The 2,957-nt window shown below is 38.7% G+C and carries 3 protein-coding genes; all 3 read right to left on the reverse strand.

What is annotated here, in order from left to right:
• The coding region (gene prmA, locus AC06OU_RS12645; protein WP_475856195.1) for a 50S ribosomal protein L11 methyltransferase at positions 1-852 on the reverse strand (852 nt) is incomplete at its 3' end.
• Between the two features lie 13 nt (positions 853-865).
• A complete protein-coding gene (gene dnaJ, locus AC06OU_RS12650; RefSeq protein WP_251555586.1) occupies positions 866-1,987 on the reverse strand; it encodes a molecular chaperone DnaJ in 1,122 nt (373 codons plus the stop codon).
• Positions 1,988-2,138: 151 nt separating this feature from the next.
• A partial coding sequence (locus AC06OU_RS12655; protein ID WP_475856196.1) for an Hsp70 family protein occupies positions 2,139-2,957 on the reverse strand: 819 nt, incomplete at its 5' end.

A 2,957-nucleotide genomic window follows, 5' to 3' on the forward strand; every position in this document is an offset into this window, starting at 1 on the left:
CACATCATCTTTTTTAGTCGAAATTATTCCAGAAGTTATGAATTGCCCACCAGACTTAACTATAGTATAAGCATCATCGGTAAATGTCATAATGATTTCAGCTAAAATATTGGCAACAACTATATCTGCTTGTTCTGTAATATTGTCTAATAGATTACCATGAGTAACTTTTACAATATCGCTCACTCTATTGATTGCGATGTTTTCTTGTGCAGATCTTACTGCAACTTCATCTAAATCAAGTGCGTGAACTGTAGCTGCCCCTAGTTTAGCTGCTCCAATAGATAACACACCAGAACCAGTACCTACATCGACAACTGATAGGTTGGGCTTCACTGTTTTTTCAAGTGCCTGCAAGCACATAACGGTAGTAGGGTGTGTCCCTGTGCCAAACGCCATACCTGGATCTAACTCTATAATTAATTCATCAGAGTTCACTCTATTATATTCTTCCCAAGTAGGAACAATTGTAAATCTGTTAGAGATTTTAACTGGGTGATAGTACTTTTTCCATGCAGTCGCCCAATCTTCTTCGTCTACTTCGGTTACGGTAATAATATTATGTCCAAGGTCTATATTAAAATTTAGTAAGTTGTTGATCGCAAGTTTGATCTCTTCCACCGTTTCTAATAGAAAGCTTGTTTCAGCCAAATAAGCTTTAATACGCACTCCGTCTACTGGAAAATCATCTGGATTTAAGCTGTAGATCTCTCCAAAAACATCTTCTCTATCTCTAGCCAACTCTTCTGAATCCTCAATTACTACTCCACTAGCACCAGCTTCATGCAAAATATTGCTTACTGCTTCCACTGCCTCATTAGTAGTATGAATGGATAGCTCAGACCATTTCACTTGCTCCAACTCCTTATTCGCCTTTTATCGTTCTTTTGATTTTGTCAAATAATGTACTACCTTGCTCTTCTGGTATATCACCGCTGATTTCTGCAAACTCACGTAATAATTGTTTTTGTTTTTCAGTCAATTTCTTAGGCGTGATTACTTTTACGATTACATGCTGATCTCCCATGCCATAGCCATGCACATTTTTTACACCTTTTCCTTTAAGACGGAATTTCGTAGAAGACTGCGTGCCCGCTGGGATTTTTAATTTTACTTTTCCTTGGACAGTTGGAATCTCTACTTCATCCCCAAGTGCTGCTTGTGCGAATGTCAAAGGTAATTCGTAATAAATATCGTCACCATCACGTTCAAATCTTGGATCAGCTTTCACTCTAAATACAACGTATAGATCTCCTGCTGGACCACCGTTTACACCTGGTTCACCTTGACCGCTAACACGTAATTGTTGACCATCATCTACACCCGCTGGAATAGTGATTTTGATCTTCTTGCGTTTATTAACTGTTCCATTACCATGACACGTTGAACATTTGTCTTTGATAATTTTCCCAGTTCCTTCACAATAATTACATGCTCGTTTCGTTTGAATTCTTCCGAAAGGAGTATCTTGTGTAACATTAACTTGGCCGTTTCCGTTACAGTGTGTACATTTTTCTGGATGTGTGCCTTTTTTAGCTCCAGTACCATTACACGTATCACAAGTTTCTTCTTTAGCCACTTCAATCTCTTTTTCCATACCAAATACTGCTTCTTCAAATTCTATAGTCATAGAGTACTGAAGGTCGTTTCCTTTTCTAGGAGCATTCGGGTCACGACGACGCGAACCTCCTCCTCCAAAGAACGAGCTGAAAATATCTTCAAATCCAAATCCATCCGCGCCACTAAACCCGCCACCAAAACCTTGGTTAGGTCCTGCATGACCAAATTGATCGTATTGTGCACGTTTTTGATCGTCGCTTAATACTTCATATGCTTCTGAAATTTCCTTAAATTTATCTTCAGCGTTAGCATCCTTATTGATATCTGGGTGATACTGTTTAGATAATTTGCGATACGCCTTTTTTATCTCATCTCCAGAAGCTCCCTTGGCTACTCCAAGGACTTCGTAATAATCACGTTTGCTCATAGTTCACTCTCCTGCTCTGTTAACTTACACATAAAGATAATTGTAACATGGATAATTTCCTAATAGCAAAACAAATAGCGTATTTCTCCATGCTACTAATTACATGGAAAAAGCCAAAGCCGAAAACGGTCTTTGACTTTTCCTGTTGACATTACTTGTCTTTATCGTCCTTTACTTCTTCAAACTCTGCATCGACTACACCGTCATCAGATGGCCCGTCTTCTTGTTGTCCGTTAGCCGCTGCATCCGCTTGTGCTTGTTCATAAAGCTTCATAGTCAACTGTTGAACGATTTCGTTTAATTTATCTTTTTTCGCTTTAATATCTTCTAAATTTCCAGCTTCAAGAGCAGCTTTTAACTCTTCTTTTGCATCTTCAGCAGATTTTTTCTCATCGTCTGAAACTTTGCCTTCCAAATCTTTCAGTGTTTTTTCAGTCATAAACACTAATTGGTCAGCTTCATTCTTAACTTCTGCTTCTTCTTTGCGAACTTTATCCGCGTCAGCATTTGCTTCCGCTTCTTTTACCATACGTTCAATTTCTTCATCGGATAAAGATGAATTAGATTGAATTGTAATTGTTTGCTCTTTTTGTGTTCCAAGATCTTTCGCCTTAACATTTACGATACCATTTTTGTCGATATCAAACGTTACTTCGATTTGTGGTACTCCACGAGGTGCTGGTGGAATATCCGCAAGTTGGAAACGGCCTAGCGTTTTATTGTCAGCTGCCATTGGTCGCTCACCTTGTAATACATGGATATCTACTGCTGGTTGGTTATCTGCAGCTGTAGAGAAAGTTTGAGATTTAGAAGTTGGTATTGTTGTATTACGTTCAATTAACTTCGTAAATACACCGCCCATTGTTTCAATACCTAAAGATAGTGGTGTTACGTCTAAAAGTACTACGTCTTTTACGTCACCAGTTAATACTCCACCTTGTACTGCTGCTCCCATTGCTACTACTTCATC

It is taken from the genome of Psychrobacillus sp. (genome assembly GCF_056205495.1).

Bases quoted from the DNA above. Each gene is read 5' to 3' on its own strand.
- dnaJ (WP_251555586.1), bottom strand. From the start codon at position 1,987: ATGAGCAAACGTGATTATTACGAAGTCCTTGGAGTAGCCAAGGGAGCT.